Here is a 15340-nt window from a genome sequence, read left to right on the forward strand (position 1 = left end):
GAAGCAGAAGGACGCCCGAGGATCGTAAACAACGAAAGCCGGGCCGCGGAGGATGCCCCCACGCGGCCCGGCCAAAACAAATTTCTTAGACGCGGCGGCGCTTCGGCGGGCGGCAGCCGTTGTGCGCAAGCGGGGTGACATCACGGATCGAAGTGATATTCAGCCCGGCAGCAGCCAACGCGCGCAGCGCCGATTCACGGCCCGAACCCGGACCCTGCACTTCAACCTCAACGGTCTTCATGCCATGTTCCTGGGCCTTGCGGGCTGCGTCTTCTGCGGCCATCTGCGCCGCGTAAGGCGTGGATTTCCGCGAGCCCTTGAAACCCATGGTGCCCGAAGACGACCAGGAAATCGCGTTGCCCTGGACGTCAGAGATCAGGATCTTGGTGTTGTTGAAGGAAGAGTTCACATGAACCACGCCAGCGGCGATGTTCTTGCGTTCTTTTTTCTTCGTACGGGAAGCCTTGGTATCGCGTGCCATATCCGGCCCCCCTTATTTCTTCTTGCCGGCAATGGCCTTTGCGGGGCCTTTGCGGGTGCGAGCGTTGGTGTGGGTGCGCTGGCCGCGGACCGGCAGGCCCTTGCGGTGACGCAGGCCGCGGTAGCAGCCCAGATCCATCAGACGCTTGATGTTCATGGTGGTTTCGCGGCGCAGGTCACCTTCGACGGTGACGTTCGCATCGATGTATTCGCGGATCGCCAGAACTTCGCTGTCATTCAGCTGGTTCACGCGACGGGCGCGGTCAATCTTGAGCGCTTCGCAGATCGATTCAGCTGTGCTCGGACCAATACCGGTGATGTAGGTGAGCGCGATCGGAACCCGTTTCGCGGTGGGAATGTTGACGCCAGCAATACGTGCCAAACGTGTCGTCCTTCTAGGTTGCGGTTCCGTAGTGCCAGAACCTTTTTTCACAACTCCACCAAGGGGCTCGCGCCCTCGGTGGTCCGAACTTCCAATAAGGAAGGCCCGCAAGGCGATTCCACCGCGGGACGCCGTGCATTAGGGGCTTTTCCCCGGGCCGTCAAGGCCGCCGGGAAGATTTCTCAGGCTTTGTCAAGAACCGATGCGATCGCATCGGCAACGGTTTCCACCTCTGCCAGCCCGTCAACGGCGGAAAGCTGCCCCTTGGCGTAGTAATAGCCGATCAGCGGGGAAGTCTTCTTGTAATATTCCATCAGCCGGGTTTTCAGCGTCTCCGCGTTGTCATCGGCGCGGCGCTTGAGGTTCGTGCTGCCGCAGGCGTCACAGGTGCCGGCGATCTTTGTCGGATGGGTCTGATCATGATAGACCGCGCCGCAGTTGCCGCAGGTGAAGCGCCCAGTGATCCGCGCGACAAGGGCCGCGTCATCCACCTGCATCTCGATCACCGCATCAAGCCCCTGCCCCGTGCGGGCCAGCAGATTACCAAGCGCATCGGCTTGCTTCAGCGTGCGGGGGAAGCCGTCGAAGATGAACCCGCCCTTGGCACCATCGTGCATCTTGGCCTCGATCAGGCCGATGACGATTTCGTCCGTCACCAGCTCACCGCGGGCCATGATGCCTTCAACCTTGCGACCAAGCTCGGTCCCTTTGGCGATGGCTTCCTTGAGCATGTCGCCGGTGGAAAGCTGCACCATGCCGCGCGCTTCTTCCAGACGTTTGGCCTGCGTGCCCTTGCCCGCCCCCGGCGGACCCAGAAGGATGATGTTCACCATTCGATCAGCGCCGCGACGGAGCCTTGGGCGCGCTGGTCTTGCCATTGGCAGGACGCTTGCGACCACGCAGCTGCGACTTTTCGATCAGCGCCTCATACTGGTGCGCCAGAAGATGCGACTGAACCTGCTGGATCGTGTCCATCGTCACCGACACCACGATCAGAACCGAGGTGCCGCCAAAGTAGAACGGAATCCCCACTCGGCTGATCAGAATCTCGGGCAACAGACAGACCGCTGCCAGATAGGCCGAACCCAGCACCAGCACGCGGTTGACCACATATTCCAGATACTCCTCAGTCTTCTTGCCGGGGCGGATCCCGGGGATCGAGGCGTTCTGGTTCTTCAGGTTTTCCGCCACGTCATCAATCTTGAAGCTGACGTTGAACGTGTAGAAATAGGCAAAGAACACGATCATCGCGGCAAGGAACAGCAGATAGAGCGGCTGGCCATGGCCAAAGTTCGCCGCCAACCAGGACAGTACCGGGTTGGTCCCGCCACCTGAAAAGGTGCTGATCGTGGTCGGCAGCAGCAGGATCGACGATGCGAAGATCGCCGGAATGACGCCAGCCGGGTTGACCTTGATCGGCAGGTGCGAAGACCCGCCCTCATAGACCTTCATGCCGACCTGACGGCGCGGATAGAGGATCGAGATCTTGCGCAGCGCGCGTTCCATGAAGACGACAAAGGTGATGACGGCAATGACCATGACAATCACACCAAGAATCACCGGGGTCGACAGCGCGCCGGACCGCCCTTGCGCAAAGAACTGCGCGATGGCGGCCGGAATCTCGGCCACGATCCCTACGAAGATGATCAGCGAAATACCGTTGCCGATGCCGCGTGCGGTGATCTGTTCACCAAGCCACATCAGGAACATCGTCCCGCCAACCAGAGTGATGACGCAGGACGCAATGAAGAACAGGCCGGGGTTATGGGCCAACCCGCCCCCCTGGATCGACATGGCAATGCCATAGCCCTGCATTATGGCCAGCGCTACCGTGCCATAGCGGGTATACTGGTTCAGCTTCTTGCGGCCCTGCTCACCCTCTTTGCGCAGCTGCTGCCAGGGGGCATACATCGTGGCCAGAAGCTGCACGATGATCGAGGCGCTGATATACGGCATGATCCCCAGCGCAAAGATCCCCATCCGGCTGATCGCACCACCGGTGAACAGGTTCAGCATGCCACCGATGCCCTGCGTCGCCTCGGCCATGAAATCGCGCAGCGCCTGACCGTCAATCCCGGGAACCGGGATGTAGGTGCCAAGCCGGTAGACGATCAGCAGGCCGATTGTGAAGAAGATGCGTTGGCGCAGGTCGGTTGCCTTTCCCAGCGCACTCCAGCTGAGGTTGGCCGCCATTTGCTCTGCAGCAGATGCCATATCAGGTCTCTTTCAAGCCAAGCGCCGCCATACCGTTCTCCGGTTGGCGGCGCGGGAAAACTGGAAATTGATGTAAGCGACCTTAGAGCCGCTCACAATCCCTTATTCAGCCGCAGCCGCGACTGGTGCCGTAAGCGTGACGGTGCCGCCTGCCTTTTCCACCGCTTCGACCGCCGAGGCCGAAGCGCCGGTGACCTTGAGCGTGATCTTGGTGGTGATTTCGCCCTTGGCCAACACGCGGATACCGTCGCGCTTGTTCGAGGTCAGGCCAGCCGCTACCAGAGCGTCTTCGGTGATCTCGACCTTGGCGTCCAATTTGCCGGCGGCAATGAACTTCTCGATCAGGCCAAGGTTCACAACGGCATATTCCATGCGGTTCGGCTTGGTGAAGCCGCGCTTTGGCAGGCGGCGGTACAGTGGCATCTGGCCGCCTTCGTAACCACCGATCGCCACGCCCGAACGCGACTTCTGGCCCTTGATACCACGGCCAGCGGTCTTGCCCTTGCCCGAACCGGGGCCACGCGCAACGCGCTTTTGTTTCTTGGCAGCGCCGGGATTGTCGGCGAGTTCATGCAGTTTCATGTCGCAATCTCCTTTGCCGGAACGTCCCTACCTGCGACGGATGGGGACAACGCGGCGTTTCTTGTTGATTCTCGTGACCATGAAGGTCACCGGGGGCCGATACACGACCCTTTGCTCGATGGCAAGGCTAAGGGCGAGGGCTAGTCCGCTGCCGGTGCCGGGTAGCTGCCCGAGGCGTCATGCTTTTCCTGCCCGGTCAAGGCGGGCGTGAAGACACAGATGATCCGCAAATCCGTTTCGGCACGCAGAAGATGCGCCTCGTGGTGGTCCAGCACATAGACGGTGCCGGGGCCAAGCGGCCAGACTTGGCCCGTGGCGACATTGGTCACAGCACCCTTGCCTTCGATGACGTAATTCGTCTCGACGTGGTTCTTGTATTCCAGAAGCTGTTCGGTCCCGGCTTTGCAAAGCGTGTCATGCAGTGAATAGCCCAACCCGTCGGCAGCCAGCAGGATACGACGGCTTTCGAATGCCTCGCCCTTCACATGGGCGGATGTGTTCAGGACAGAGGCAAGAGTGCGGACAATCATGGAAGCGATCCTGTAATTCTGAAAGCTGACGCCGAAAGAGGCACCAATCAAGTGACCCTAGCGCTGGCGGGGCCATGGATCAACAAGACGGAGCAACCGGGAAGGTTGATCCAGGATGCTGTCAGACGTCTGCCCGCAAGTGCGCGTGAGGCAGAAAGCAAAACGCCCCCGCGCTTCAGCAGGGGCGTTTGATGCTGGAGTGTCGGGGCAGGCCCCGACCTACGCTTATCCGCGTTCTTCGATGATCTGGACCAGATGGCTGATCTTGTTGACCATGCCGCGGACGGAAGGGGTATCTTCCAACTCGCGGGTGCGGTTCATCTTGTTCAGTCCAAGACCCTTGAGGGTCGCGGTCTGCTTGGCCGGGCGGCGGGCGGCCGAGGCCACCTGCTTCACGACGATGGTTTTCTTGTCAGCCATGCTCAGGCCTCCACGGTTTCGGCTTCGGGCTTCCGAAGGATTTCGGCAACCTTCTTGCCACGACGCGATGCCACGTTGCGGGGCGAGGATTCGTGCTTCAGCCCATCAATGGTGGCGCGGATCATGTTGTAGGGATTCGAGGTGCCGATCGACTTGGCAACGATGTCCTGAATTCCCAACATCTCGAACACGGCGCGCATCGGGCCGCCGGCGATGATGCCGGTACCTGCAACAGCCGTCCGCATCACGACCTTGCCGGCGCCGTGGCGACCTTCCATGTCGTGGTGCAACGTGCGGCTATCTTTCAGCGGCACACGGATCAGGCTGCGCTTGGCCTGCTCAGTGGCCTTGCGGATCGCTTCCGGCACTTCCTTGGCCTTGCCCTTGCCGAAGCCGACGCGACCACGCTGGTCACCGACAACGACGAGTGCGGCAAAGCCGAAGCGCTTGCCACCCTTGACGGTTTTCGAGACGCGGTTGATCGCGACCAGACGGTCGGCGAATTCCGGGTTTTCTTCCGGGCGGTTGTCACGGCGCTGGCCGTCCCGGCGGTTATCACGTTCTGCCATAAGGCATTCCTTCACTGGTGGCGCAGTGGCGCCGTTGTCGCCAATCCTGGTGGGCGCAGCTGATGCCGCCAGCCCCCGGATCATCGGGGCGGCGCAACCTTGGCAGGTAGCGCCGCCCGCTGGTTTTAGAACTTCAGGCCACCTTCACGGGCAGCATCGGCCAAGGCCTTGATCTTGCCGTGAAACAGAAACCCACCACGGTCGAAGTAGCATTCCTCGACCCCGGCCTTCTTTGCCCGCTCGGCAATCGCCGCGCCAACCTTGGCGGACGCTTCGACGTTGTTCTTGCCGACGAGACCCAGCTCTTTCTCCAGTGTGGAGGCAGAGGCGACGGTCACGCCCTTCACATCGTCGATCAGCTGAACGCTGATGTTCTTCGACGAACGATGCACCGAAAGGCGCAGACGACCGTGCGAAGTTGCCTTGATCTTGTTCCGTACGCGCAGGCGGCGCTTGAGGAACAGCTCTCTCTTGTTGCTTGCCATTTCTCTCGCCCTTACTTCTTCTTGCCTTCCTTGCGGAACACGAACTCACCCTTGTAGCGGATGCCTTTGCCCTTGTAGGGCTCTGGCGCGCGCCATTCGCGGATGTTCGCGGCCACCTGGCCAACCTGCTGCTGGTCAATGCCTTCCACGACGATCTCGGTCTGCTTCGGGACCGTGACGGTCACGCCCTGCGGCACTTCGAAATTCACTTCGTGAGAGTAGCCCAGCGACAGTTTCAGAGTATTTCCAGCCATGGCGGCACGATAGCCGACGCCCTGGATTTCCATTTCCTGCTTGAAGCCGGTGGAAACACCAGTGACCAGGTTGTCGACCATCGAACGGGTCATGCCCCACTGCTGGCGCGCACGCTTGGACAACCCGCGCGGGGCGACCTTGATCGTTTCGCCTTCGATGGTCAGGGTGACATCATCGCCAGCCGTGAAGCTGCGGGTGCCTTTCGGCCCCTTGACTTCGATGGTCTGACCGCTGACCGAGGCAGAGGTGCCTTTGACCAGCGTGATGGGTTTCTTGCCGATACGAGACATTCCACCCTCCCTTAGAATACGGTGCAAAGCACTTCGCCGCCAACATTGGCAGCGCGTGCATTTGCATCCGACATGACACCTTTCGGCGTGGAGACGATGGAGACACCCAGACCGTTGCGGACCGAGGGGATCTCTTTCACGCCCATATACACCCGACGGCCGGGCTTGGACACGCGCTTGAGTTCGCGGATCACAGGCTCACCTTCATAGTATTTCAGGCTGATGGTGAATTCGCCCTGACCGTTCGAGGTGTCAGCCTTTTCCCAACCACGGATGTAGCCTTCGGACTGAAGCACTTCGAGCACATTGGCACGCAGCGTCGAGGCGGGGGTAACCACCGTGGACTTGCCGCGCATCTGGGCGTTGCGGATACGCGTCAGCATATCGCCAAGAGGATCGTTCATCGACATTTCCGGTCCTCCTTACCAGCTGGACTTGACCATGCCCGGGATCTGGCCAAACGAGGCGAGATCACGCAGCATGATGCGGCTGAGTTTGAGCTTGCGATAGAACGCATGCGGGCGGCCGGTCAGCTGGCAGCGGTTGTGCAGCCGGACGGCGGACGAGTTGCGGGGCATTTCGGCCAGTTTGATCGTCGCCTTGAAGCGCTCTTCAACCGGCTTCGCCTGATCGTTGATCACCGCCTTCAGCGCGGCGCGCTTGGAAGCATGCTGCTTCACAAGTTTGGCGCGCTTTACTTCGCGGTTCACCATGGATTTCTTTGCCATATCTTTGTTCCTCGCGCTTACGACGTGAAGGGCATGTTGAAAAGCTTCAACAGCGCCTTGGCTTCTGCGTCGGTCTTCGCGTTGGTGCAGATGATGATGTCCATTCCCAGAACTTCGTCGACCTTGTCGAAGTTGATTTCCGGGAACACGATGTGCTCTTTCAGGCCCATGGCATAGTTGCCGCGACCATCGAAGCTCGAACCCTTGACGCCGCGGAAGTCGCGGACGCGGGGCAGAGCCACGTTGATCAGGCGGTCCAGGAATTCGTACATCCGGTCGCCACGCAGCGTGACCTTGCAGCCCAGCGGCATTTCCTCACGGACGCGGAAGCCGGCGATCGACTTCTTGGCCTTGGTGATGACAGCCTTCTGACCGGCGATCTGGGACAGTTCCTCGGCGGCCTGCTTGACCTTCTTGGTGTCCTTGACCGCCTCGCCGACGCCCATGTTCAGGACGATCTTGTCCAGACGCGGGATCTGCATGTCGTTCTTGTACGAGAACTCTTCCTTCATCGCCGCGCGGATCTTGGTCGCATATTCGGCCTTCAGGCGCGGAGTGTATTGTGCAGCGTCCAACATCAGATCGCCTCCCCGGTGGTCTTGGCGAAACGCACCTTCTTGTCACCTTCCATGCGGAAGCCGACACGGGTGGCCTTGCCGTTCTTGTCCACGATGGCAAGGTTCGACAGGTCGATCGGCATCGCCTTCGGCTGACGGCCGCCCTGCGACGCTTGGCTCTGCTTGGTGTGGCGGATCGCGACGTTCACGCCGTCGACGATGGCCTTGTTCGCATCGGGGTTTACAGACGAAATCTCGCCCTTCTTGCCCTTGTCCTTGCCGGTGAGCACGACGACCGTGTCACCTTTCTTGAGTTTCGCAGCCATCAGAGCACCTCCGGAGCCAGCGAGATGATCTTCATGAAGTTCTTGGCACGCAGCTCACGCACGACCGGCCCGAATATACGGGTACCGACCGGTTCGCCCTGGTTGTTCAGGATGACGGCGGCGTTACGGTCGAAACGGATGGTGGTGCCGTCTTCACGGCGAACTTCCTTGGCGGTGCGAACGACAACGGCCTTGCGGACGTCACCCTTCTTCACGCGGCCTTTCGGAATTGCTTCCTTGACCGACACCACGATGATGTCGCCCACGGAAGCATAACGGCGGTGCGAACCGCCAAGAACCTTGATGCACTGAACCCGGCGAGCGCCGGAGTTGTCAGCCACATCCAGATTCGTCTGCATCTGGATCATTTGAAAGTCTCCCGACCTTCAGGGACTAGCCCTGGGGTTTCGTAAAGGGGGCAGAGGTTACGCGGTTGCGTCGACCACCACCGTCCAGCGTTTCGTTTTCGAAATCGGCGCGCATTCTTCGATGCGCACGGTGTCGCCGACCTTGAACTTGTTGTCCGCGTCGTGAGCGCGGTATTTCTTCGACTTACGCACGGTCTTCTGCAGCAGCGGGTGCTTGAAGCGGCGTTCGACGGATACGGTGATCGTCTGCTCGTTCTTGTCCGAGGTGACGGTGCCGGTCAGGATGCGTTTTGGCATAGCGGTTCCCCTTACTTCGCAGCTTCGGCGGCTTTTTGGCCGAGAACGGTCTTGATACGCGCCACATCGCGGCGAACGGCACGCATGCGGGCGGTGTTCTCAAGCTGGTTGGTCGCCTGCTGGAAGCGCAGGTTGAACGATTCCTTCTTGAGCTGGATCAGGCTGTCGCGCAGCTGGTCCGGCGTCTTGGTCTTCAGTTCTTCGGCTTTCATGCCGCTTTCCTTTTCACAATCGCCAGACGGCCCCTGTTGCAAGGGTCACCGATAACCTGACGGTTCAATGACAAACCGACGAATCCGGGAACCCGGAATCGCTGGATGGGGCCGTATAGGGGAAGGTGGGGTGCGGGGCAAGGGGGAAGTTGGGGGGCACCAGTAGAAGAAACCATTATCCCCAGTTTCCATTTGCTTCCACGATCAACAGACCGCACACTGCCTTAATGAGTGATGATTCAGCCACCTGTGAAGTGAAAGTTAGGGGTCAGTGGGTAGCACAGACCATCCACGAGGCACTCAAGCTGCACCGCGACCGAGAACTGAGGTGCTCAGAGTGTCATGGTAGAGTTAGGGCACACCACCAAGCTGTTGATGGCAGTATGAAGGCTCACTTCGAGCACCGTCAGCGACACGAAGGTTGCTCGCGCAGTTGGTGCTATAACGGTGTGAATTCGCTGCATCCAAAAGCGCTTTCGTAACCAGACAACCCCTTGTTCCTGAGCGGCAGTGTAGCGTGCCCTACACAGCACCAGGTATCTCGCCAGTCACGCCCACCCATAGTTGAAGCCGACCGAGATCCGCTCTTCCTCGGACATGTTCATCGGCACCTCGTGGCGGAGCCAGCTTTCCCAGAGAAGAACCTCGCCCATAGCGGAACTACCCTCTCTGCCCTACCAGCCGCCGCCGCTTGCAACCAGCATCTGCACAGCAACGACGACGACAAGGCCCAGTATGGCACCGATTATGAGGCCCGCGACCAAGGGGATGTCGGAATAAAGCGCAACCGCCGCGCCACCCCCAGCCCCCGCGATCATGCCCGCGACCACATAGGCCAGCGCCGACATGATCTGTCGGGCGAACGTGAACAGGATATCCCAGATCGCCTGAAGGACCATGGTGAAGCCGTTCTCGATACGGTTGCCGTTCTTCATCGCCTTGCCTTTCGCAAAGGGGCATCAGCAATTGAACTTAGGAAGCGATCGCCATGGGAACAACCCGCAATGCCTTGCGATCAAGCCCAGCCATAGTTGAAGCTAACCGAGATCCGTTCTTCCTCGGACATGTTCATCGGCACCTCGTGCCTTAGCCAGCTTTCCCACAGGAGAACCTCGCCCACTGCCGGTTTCACATAAACAAACCGCTGCAACTCTTGCGGTGCGGTTTTCAGGGGGACGGGGGCCAGCATCATCATCGGCAGGCGCGGGTCTTCCAGTTTCAGGGCGCTGGTCCCCTCGGGCATCGCGACATAGGTGGTGCCGGAAATCACCGAATGCGGGTGGATGTGGCTGGCATGGGTGCCGCCTTCGGGCAGGATGTTGATCCAGAGCGAATTGCACTTCAGCTTCTTGCCTTGAAGATCAAACCCCAGCTCCTTGCAGAAGGCGGCGACGTGCTTGTCCAGCGCCTTTTCCAGATCCCCGAAGATCGGCATCCGCCAGGGCAGGTCGTCCAGCGAAGCATAGGAGGTGTAGCCGGGATAGCCGTTCGCCTCGCACCACTCCTGCCCGGCCTCGTCATCCTCGGCCACCATGTCGCAGGTCTGGTGCAGTTCGGCGTAGTCGACCTTTTTCTTTGCCAACTCGTTCAGCGTGGCGCGGTAAAGGCGGGTGACAAAAAGCGAGGTGATTTCGGCCATCGTTACGATCCTTGGGTAGCCCCCTCCCCTCCCCACGAGGGGGAGGCGGGGCGCAGGGTGGCTGATCTATGGAAAAAGCCCCCGCCGTTTCCAGCGGGGGCCGATATCGTAGGTCGGGCTTCAGACCGACTCCCTTACCAGTCTTCCTTCGCGACGATGCGCGTGGTGACCGGGAGTTTCATCGCGCCAAGACGCAGGGCCTCGCGTGCGATTTCTTCGTTCACGCCGTCGATCTCGAACATGATCCGGCCAGGCTTGACCTTGGCCGCCCAGTAATCGGTCGAGCCTTTGCCCTTACCCATACGAACTTCGACGGGCTTTGCCGACACCGGAACGTCCGGGAAAATCCGGATCCAGACCCGGCCCTGACGCTTCATGTGACGGGTGATCGCGCGGCGGGCCGCTTCGATCTGCCGCGCGGTGACACGCTCTGGCTCGGTCGCTTTCAGTGCGAAAGAGCCGAAGTTCAGAAGGAACCCGCCCTTGGCTTCGCCATGGATGCGGCCTTTGTGCATCTTGCGGAATTTGGTGCGCTTTGGTTGCAGCATCTTCGTTACTCCTTACGCGCGTTCACGGTCGCGGCGCGGGGGGCGCGGGGCTGCGCCTTCCTGTGCCTCGGCGTGGCGGCGGTCATGCGCTTGCGGATCATGCTCAAGGATTTCGCCTTTGAAGATCCAGACCTTCACCCCGATGATCCCGTAAGGGGTCGTGGCTTCGGACAGGGCATAGTCGATGTCGGCGCGCAGGGTGTGCAGCGGCACGCGGCCTTCACGGTACCATTCGGTCCGGGCGATTTCGGCACCGCCAAGACGGCCAGCGACGTTCACGCGGATCCCAAGCGCACCGATGCGCATGGCATTCTGCACGCCACGTTTCATGGCCCGACGGAAGGACACGCGGCGTTCCATCTGCTGGGCGATCGACTCGGCCACCAGCTGTGCGTCAAGTTCCGGTTTCCGCACTTCAACAATGTTGAGGTGCAGTTCGGACTTGGTGAACACGGTCAGCTTCTTGCGAAGCGTCTCGATGTCTGCGCCCTTCTTGCCGATGATCACGCCCGGACGTGCGGTGTGAATGGTCACACGGCACTTCTTGTGCGGACGCTCGATGATGACCTTCGAGATCCCGGCCTGCTTCAGTTCCTTGTGGATGAACTCGCGCATGCGGAGGTCTTCCAGGAGGAGGTTGCCGTAGTCTTTGGATTCAGCGAACCAGCGGCTGTCCCAGGTGCGGTTGACCTGGAGACGCATGCCGATCGGATTGACCTTCTGACCCATTATGCAGACTCCCCGGCTTGACGGACCTTGATGGTGATCTCGGAAAACGGCTTCATGATCTTGCCGAACCGGCCACGAGCCCGCGGGCGACCGCGCTTCATGACCAGGTTCTTGCCGACCCAGGCTTCCGCCACGATCAGGCTGTCCACGTCGAGGTTGTGGTTGTTTTCCGCATTGGCAATCGCCGACTGCAGGCACTTCTTCACGTCGCCCGCGATGCGGCGCTTGGAGAAGGTGAGGTCGGCCAAAGCCTTGTCCACCTTCTTGCCCCGGATCAGACCGGCGACGAGGTTCAGTTTCTGCGGCGAGGTGCGAAGCATACGGGCAATCGCCATTGCTTCGTTGTCCGCCACGCGGCGCGGATTGTTGTCCTTACCCATGGCTTACTTCCTCTTCGCTTTCTTGTCGGCGGCGTGACCGTAATAGGTCCGCGTCGGCGAATATTCACCGAACTTCTGGCCGATCATTTCCTCGGTCACGTTGACCGGGATGTGCTTCTTGCCGTTGTAGACCGCAAAGGTCAGACCAACGAACTGCGGCAGGATGGTAGACCGGCGCGACCAGATCTTGATCACTTCGGATTTGCCACCGGCCTTGGCCTTTTCGGCCTTCTTCAGGACGTAGCCGTCGACGAACGGGCCCTTCCAGATGGAACGTGCCATGGATTAGCGCCCTTTCTTCTTGGCGTGACGCGAACGGACGATCAGGGCATCCGACGCCTTCGGCTTGCGGGTCCGGTTGCCCTTGGTGCCTTTGCCCCACGGAGTAACCGGGTGACGGCCGCCCGAGGTGCGGCCTTCGCCGCCGCCGTGTGGGTGGTCGATCGGGTTCATTGCGACGCCGCGCACCGTCGGGCGGATGCCCTTGTGGCGCATACGCCCAGCTTTCCCGAAGTTCTGGTTCGAATTGTCGGGGTTCGACACGGCACCGATGGTGGCCATGCATTCCTGACGGACCATGCGAAGCTCGCCCGAGGACAGGCGGATCTGCGCGTAGGAACCGTCACGGCCGACGAACTGGGCATAGGTGCCGGCCGCGCGGGCCATCTGGCCACCCTTGCCGGGCTTCAGTTCGACGTTGTGAACGATGGTACCGATCGGCATGCCCGAGAAGGGCATCGCATTGCCGGGCTTCACGTCGGTCTTGGCGCCGGCGATGACAGAGTCACCAACGGCAAGGCGCTGCGGCGCCAGAATATAAGCCAGTTCACCGTCCTGGTACTTGACCAGTGCGATAAAGGCGGTGCGGTTCGGGTCATATTCGATCCGCTCGACAACCGCCGGAACGTCGTACTTGCGACGTTTGAAATCAACCACGCGGTACAGGCGCTTGGCCCCACCGCCCTTGTGCCACATCGTGACGCGTCCGGTATTGTTCCGGCCACCGGTACGGTTCAAACCCTCGGTAAGGGCTTTGACCGGACGGCCTTTCCACAGCTCCGAACGGTCGATCAGAACCAGCCCACGCTGGCCTGGCGTCGTCGGTTTATACGACTTGAGTGCCATGCTCTCTGTCTTCCGTTTGCTATCAGGGTCTTTCGACCCGGGGTGAAGGGCTCCGAAGATCCCCGTTTGGTTAAATGCAGCGGCCCCGGTTTACCCGGGGCCGCCAGATTCGTGGCGCTGATATCAGAGGCCGGTGGTGACGTCGATAGTGTTACCGTCTTCCAGCATCACATAGGCCTTCTTCTTGTCCGAACGCTCGCCTGCGCGACCGCGGAACTTCTTGGCCTTGCCCTTGGTGATGGAGGTATTCACCGCCTTCACCTTGACACCAAAGATCGCCTCGACGGCTTCCTTGATTTCGGGCTTGGTCGCATCCATTGCAACCTGAAACACAACCGCGCCAGCCTCAGAGGCCATGGTGGCCTTTTCGGTGATGATCGGCTTCTTGATCAGGTCGTAGTGCTCCGGCTTGAGGGCCGCAGCAGTTTTGGGAGCCTTGCTCATTTCAAACGTGCCTCCAGGGCTTCGATACCGGCCTTGGTGATGACCAGGGTATCGCGCTTCAGGATGTCATAGACGTTGGCGCCAATCGTCGGCAGCACATCCATGCCTTCCAGGTTACGGGCGGCCAGCGCGAAGTTCGCGTCAACCGTCGCTCCGTCGATGACCAGCACGCGCTTCCAACCCAGCTCCGACTTCATCTTGGCAAGCGCACCGGTCTTGGCGTCGGCCAGCGTGGCCGCGTCAAGGATCACCAGTTCACCGGCCTTTGCCTTGGCCGACAGCGCATGGCGCAGGCCGAGGGCGCGGAACTTCTTGGGCAGGTCATGGGCGTGGCTGCGCGGGGTCGGACCCTTCACAACACCACCATGACGGAAGATCGGTGCCTTCTTGGAACCGTGACGAGCGCCGCCGGTGCCTTTCTGGCGATAGATCTTCTTGGTCGAGTACGAAACCTCGGCCCGGGTCAGCGTCGAGTGGGTGCCAGCCTGGGACTTCGCCCGCTGCCAGCGCACCACGCGGTGCAGGATGTCGGCGCGCGGCTCAAGGCCGAACAGCGCTTCGTCCAGATCGATGGAGCCGGCCTTGCCGCCGTCCAGTTTGATCACGTCGAGTTTCATGCTTCACCCCCTTCGGCAGCCACTTCGGCAACCGGAGCAGCAGCGGCGGCAGCACGGATCGCGGCGGGACGCGGGGCGTCCTTGGCTTCCGGCTTCTTGACCGCGTCCTTGATCGTGACCCAGCCACCCTTCGATCCCGGGACAGCGCCCTTGATCATGATCAGGCCACGGTCGGCATCGGTGCGAACAACCTGCAGGTTCTGCGTGGTCACGCGCACGGCACCAAGATGGCCAGCCATCTTTTTGCCCTTGAACACCTTGCCAGGATCCTGACACTGGCCGGTCGAGCCGTGCGAACGGTGCGAAACCGACACACCATGCGACGCCCGAAGGCCGCCGAAGTTGTGCCGCTTCATTGCACCGGCAAAGCCTTTACCGATCGAGGTGCCTGCGACATCCACGAACTGGCCTGCAAGGTAGTGGTCAGCGGTAATTTCCGCGCCCACTTCGATGAGGCAATCCGGGGTCACACGGAACTCCGCGATCTTGCGCTTGGGGGCCACGTTCGCACGGGCGAAGTGACCGCGCTGCGCGGCGGTGGTCCGTTTGGCCTTGGCCACGCCAGCGCCAAGCTGGACGGCGGTGTAGCCATCCTTGTCAGCGGTGCGTTGGGCGACGACCTGAAGGCTGTCCAGCTGCAGAACCGTGACCGGAACCTGCTTGCCGTCCTCCAGGAACAGCCGGGTCATGCCCAGCTTCTTTGCAATAACGCCAGAGCGCATGTTTTTCGCTCCTTACACTTTGATTTCGACGTCAACGCCGGCAGCAAGGTCGAGCTTCATCAGCGCGTCCACAGTCTGCGGGGTCGGATCGACGATGTCGAGGAGACGCTTGTGCGTGCGGATTTCCCACTGGTCGCGCGACTTCTTGTCGATGTGCGGACCACGGAGAACCGTGAACTTCTCGATCTTGTTCGGCAGCGGGATCGGGCCGCGCACTTGCGCGCCGGTCCGCTTGGCCGTGTTGACGATTTCCTGCGTGCTGGCATCCAGCACACGGTAATCGAAGGCCTTGAGGCGGATGCGGATGGTCTGACCTTGCATCTTCTTATCCTTCTAGAACATTGGGGTGGGTCCGAAGACCCACCCAAGAGGTTCTGTTTCCTTGGTTACGCGATGATTTTCGAGACGACGCCTGCACCGACGGTGCGGCCGCCTTCGCGG

The 15340-nt window shown here is 60.7% G+C and carries 28 protein-coding genes and 1 pseudogene; all 29 read right to left on the minus strand.

The window, feature by feature from the left end; all coding sequences use genetic code 11:
• Positions 1 to 85: 85 nt before the first annotated feature.
• On the minus strand, positions 86 to 481 hold the full coding sequence (rpsK, locus tag QUV21_RS15020) for a 30S ribosomal protein S11 (protein WP_300856026.1): 396 nt from the start codon (positions 479 to 481) through the stop codon (positions 86 to 88).
• A 12-nt stretch (positions 482 to 493) separates the two neighbouring features.
• The gene (gene rpsM / locus QUV21_RS15025; protein WP_300856028.1) at positions 494 to 862 is read right to left on the minus strand and encodes a 30S ribosomal protein S13; all 369 of its coding nucleotides are present in this window, start codon (positions 860 to 862) and stop codon (positions 494 to 496) included.
• 182 nt (positions 863 to 1044) lie between these two features.
• A complete protein-coding gene (locus QUV21_RS15030; RefSeq protein WP_300856030.1) occupies positions 1045 to 1695 on the minus strand; it encodes an adenylate kinase in 651 nt (216 codons plus the stop codon).
• Between the two features lie 4 nt (positions 1696 to 1699).
• On the minus strand, positions 1700 to 3076 hold the full coding sequence (secY, locus tag QUV21_RS15035) for a preprotein translocase subunit SecY (RefSeq protein ID WP_300856032.1): 1377 nt from the start codon (positions 3074 to 3076) through the stop codon (positions 1700 to 1702).
• 102 nt (positions 3077 to 3178) lie between these two features.
• On the minus strand, positions 3179 to 3658 hold the full coding sequence (rplO, locus tag QUV21_RS15040) for a 50S ribosomal protein L15 (RefSeq protein WP_300856034.1): 480 nt from the start codon (positions 3656 to 3658) through the stop codon (positions 3179 to 3181).
• Between the two features lie 140 nt (positions 3659 to 3798).
• Complete coding sequence (locus QUV21_RS15045) at positions 3799 to 4188, minus strand: ectoine synthase (protein WP_300856035.1); 390 nt, start codon at positions 4186 to 4188, stop codon at positions 3799 to 3801.
• 225 nt (positions 4189 to 4413) lie between these two features.
• Positions 4414 to 4608, minus strand: coding sequence for a 50S ribosomal protein L30 (gene rpmD, locus QUV21_RS15050; RefSeq protein WP_300856037.1), 195 nt, complete (start codon positions 4606 to 4608; stop codon positions 4414 to 4416).
• A gap of 2 nt (positions 4609 to 4610) precedes the next feature.
• A complete protein-coding gene (gene rpsE / locus QUV21_RS15055; RefSeq protein ID WP_300856038.1) occupies positions 4611 to 5177 on the minus strand; it encodes a 30S ribosomal protein S5 in 567 nt (188 codons plus the stop codon).
• 125 nt (positions 5178 to 5302) lie between these two features.
• Positions 5303 to 5662: a 50S ribosomal protein L18 gene (gene rplR / locus QUV21_RS15060; RefSeq protein ID WP_300856040.1), complete on the minus strand. Its 360-nt coding sequence runs from the start codon at positions 5660 to 5662 to the stop codon at positions 5303 to 5305.
• Between the two features lie 11 nt (positions 5663 to 5673).
• Positions 5674 to 6207: a 50S ribosomal protein L6 gene (gene rplF / locus QUV21_RS15065; protein WP_300856043.1), complete on the minus strand. Its 534-nt coding sequence runs from the start codon at positions 6205 to 6207 to the stop codon at positions 5674 to 5676.
• 11 nt (positions 6208 to 6218) lie between these two features.
• Positions 6219 to 6617 carry a 30S ribosomal protein S8 gene (gene rpsH / locus QUV21_RS15070; RefSeq protein WP_300856045.1) on the minus strand — a complete coding sequence of 133 codons (399 nt, stop codon included), beginning with the start codon at positions 6615 to 6617 and terminating at the stop codon, positions 6219 to 6221.
• Between the two features lie 12 nt (positions 6618 to 6629).
• Positions 6630 to 6935, minus strand: coding sequence for a 30S ribosomal protein S14 (rpsN, locus tag QUV21_RS15075; RefSeq protein WP_300856047.1), 306 nt, complete (start codon positions 6933 to 6935; stop codon positions 6630 to 6632).
• A 17-nt stretch (positions 6936 to 6952) separates the two neighbouring features.
• Complete coding sequence (gene rplE, locus QUV21_RS15080) at positions 6953 to 7513, minus strand: 50S ribosomal protein L5 (RefSeq protein WP_300856049.1); 561 nt, start codon at positions 7511 to 7513, stop codon at positions 6953 to 6955.
• A complete protein-coding gene (rplX, locus tag QUV21_RS15085; protein WP_300856051.1) occupies positions 7513 to 7818 on the minus strand; it encodes a 50S ribosomal protein L24 in 306 nt (101 codons plus the stop codon). The genes rplE and rplX overlap by 1 nt, the downstream gene beginning before the upstream one ends.
• Entirely contained in the window at positions 7818 to 8186 is a 369-nt protein-coding gene (rplN, locus tag QUV21_RS15090; protein WP_091302592.1) for a 50S ribosomal protein L14, read from the minus strand. The genes rplX and rplN overlap by 1 nt, the downstream gene beginning before the upstream one ends.
• Before the next feature lie 57 nt (positions 8187 to 8243).
• Positions 8244 to 8483: a 30S ribosomal protein S17 gene (gene rpsQ, locus QUV21_RS15095; RefSeq protein WP_300856053.1), complete on the minus strand. Its 240-nt coding sequence runs from the start codon at positions 8481 to 8483 to the stop codon at positions 8244 to 8246.
• Between the two features lie 11 nt (positions 8484 to 8494).
• Positions 8495 to 8695, minus strand: coding sequence for a 50S ribosomal protein L29 (rpmC, locus tag QUV21_RS15100; RefSeq protein ID WP_300856055.1), 201 nt, complete (start codon positions 8693 to 8695; stop codon positions 8495 to 8497).
• A gap of 548 nt (positions 8696 to 9243) precedes the next feature.
• Positions 9244 to 9351, minus strand: a pseudogene (locus QUV21_RS15105) (putative 2OG-Fe(II) oxygenase); the annotation flags it as partial.
• 18 nt (positions 9352 to 9369) lie between these two features.
• The gene (locus tag QUV21_RS15110) at positions 9370 to 9630 is read right to left on the minus strand and encodes a hypothetical protein (protein WP_300856058.1); all 261 of its coding nucleotides are present in this window, start codon (positions 9628 to 9630) and stop codon (positions 9370 to 9372) included.
• A gap of 80 nt (positions 9631 to 9710) precedes the next feature.
• The gene (locus QUV21_RS15115; protein ID WP_300856059.1) at positions 9711 to 10334 is read right to left on the minus strand and encodes a TIGR02466 family protein; all 624 of its coding nucleotides are present in this window, start codon (positions 10332 to 10334) and stop codon (positions 9711 to 9713) included.
• Between the two features lie 134 nt (positions 10335 to 10468).
• Positions 10469 to 10882 carry a 50S ribosomal protein L16 gene (gene rplP / locus QUV21_RS15120; RefSeq protein ID WP_202660172.1) on the minus strand — a complete coding sequence of 138 codons (414 nt, stop codon included), beginning with the start codon at positions 10880 to 10882 and terminating at the stop codon, positions 10469 to 10471.
• Positions 10883 to 10894: 12 nt separating this feature from the next.
• Entirely contained in the window at positions 10895 to 11611 is a 717-nt protein-coding gene (rpsC, locus tag QUV21_RS15125; RefSeq protein ID WP_300856062.1) for a 30S ribosomal protein S3, read from the minus strand.
• Complete coding sequence (rplV, locus tag QUV21_RS15130; protein WP_300856064.1) at positions 11611 to 11991, minus strand: 50S ribosomal protein L22; 381 nt, start codon at positions 11989 to 11991, stop codon at positions 11611 to 11613. The genes rpsC and rplV overlap by 1 nt, the downstream gene beginning before the upstream one ends.
• Before the next feature lie 3 nt (positions 11992 to 11994).
• A complete protein-coding gene (gene rpsS / locus QUV21_RS15135) occupies positions 11995 to 12273 on the minus strand; it encodes a 30S ribosomal protein S19 (RefSeq protein WP_125324998.1) in 279 nt (92 codons plus the stop codon).
• A gap of 3 nt (positions 12274 to 12276) precedes the next feature.
• Positions 12277 to 13116 (minus strand): 50S ribosomal protein L2, encoded by an 840-nt coding sequence (rplB, locus tag QUV21_RS15140; RefSeq protein ID WP_300856067.1) that lies wholly within the window; start codon positions 13114 to 13116, stop codon positions 12277 to 12279.
• 123 nt (positions 13117 to 13239) lie between these two features.
• Positions 13240 to 13560, minus strand: coding sequence for a 50S ribosomal protein L23 (locus tag QUV21_RS15145; protein ID WP_300856068.1), 321 nt, complete (start codon positions 13558 to 13560; stop codon positions 13240 to 13242).
• The gene (rplD, locus tag QUV21_RS15150) at positions 13557 to 14177 is read right to left on the minus strand and encodes a 50S ribosomal protein L4 (RefSeq protein ID WP_300856069.1); all 621 of its coding nucleotides are present in this window, start codon (positions 14175 to 14177) and stop codon (positions 13557 to 13559) included. The genes QUV21_RS15145 and rplD overlap by 4 nt, the downstream gene beginning before the upstream one ends.
• A complete protein-coding gene (gene rplC, locus QUV21_RS15155; RefSeq protein ID WP_300856070.1) occupies positions 14174 to 14899 on the minus strand; it encodes a 50S ribosomal protein L3 in 726 nt (241 codons plus the stop codon). Before rplC ends, rplD begins: the two co-directional genes overlap by 4 nt.
• Positions 14900 to 14911: 12 nt before the next feature.
• Positions 14912 to 15220, minus strand: coding sequence for a 30S ribosomal protein S10 (gene rpsJ / locus QUV21_RS15160; RefSeq protein WP_023666234.1), 309 nt, complete (start codon positions 15218 to 15220; stop codon positions 14912 to 14914).
• Positions 15221 to 15340: the final 120 nt, after the last annotated feature.

Source organism: Tabrizicola sp. (assembly GCF_030373185.1).
Classification (GTDB): Bacteria; Pseudomonadota; Alphaproteobacteria; order Rhodobacterales; family Rhodobacteraceae; genus Tabrizicola.